At 47.7% G+C, this 449-nt stretch carries 1 protein-coding gene; it reads left to right on the top strand.

All coding sequences use genetic code 11. The features are described from left to right. Positions 1-368: transposase (locus tag STRDD11_RS13345; RefSeq protein ID WP_206512728.1), on the top strand; the 368-nt coding region annotated here is incomplete at its 5' end. Positions 369-449 lie beyond the last annotated feature (81 nt).

The following is a 449-nucleotide window of genomic DNA, read 5'->3' as shown; positions in this document are numbered from 1 at the left end:
TCTACGCTGAAGCTTCAGACAGCTATACTCATCCGGATGGCTTTGTATATTCCTTTCATCATGTCGAAACTCGGAAGACAAGCACAGGGTTTGAACAAGAAATCAAGGTTTATCTCACGGATCAGCCAGAGCAGGCACCCCAAAAGGGGCTTTATATCAATGAGCGTTATCAAGCCCTGAAACTCAAAGAAAGCCAGACGCTTTTATCGGAAGAAGGCCGTCGCATCTATGCCCAGCGAAAGATAGATGTCGAGCCTGTCTTTGGTCAGATAAAGGCTTGTTTGGGCTACACTCGCTGCAATCTGCGAGGCAAGCGCAAGGTGAAAATTGACATGGGACAGGGTGTCTCAGCCTCGCTTTGCTTTTGAGTATGATTGCTGTCTCTGTTCGCATGCTAAGCCTGGTCAGATTCCGTGCTGAGATGAGCAGAGTTTTGGTTTTCTGGCATT

This window comes from Streptococcus sp. DD11 (genome assembly GCF_001578865.1).
Taxonomy (GTDB): domain Bacteria; phylum Bacillota; class Bacilli; order Lactobacillales; family Streptococcaceae; genus Streptococcus; species Streptococcus panodentis.
Note: the sequence above shows the minus strand (reverse complement) of the source record. Positions and strands in the feature narration are given on the sequence as shown.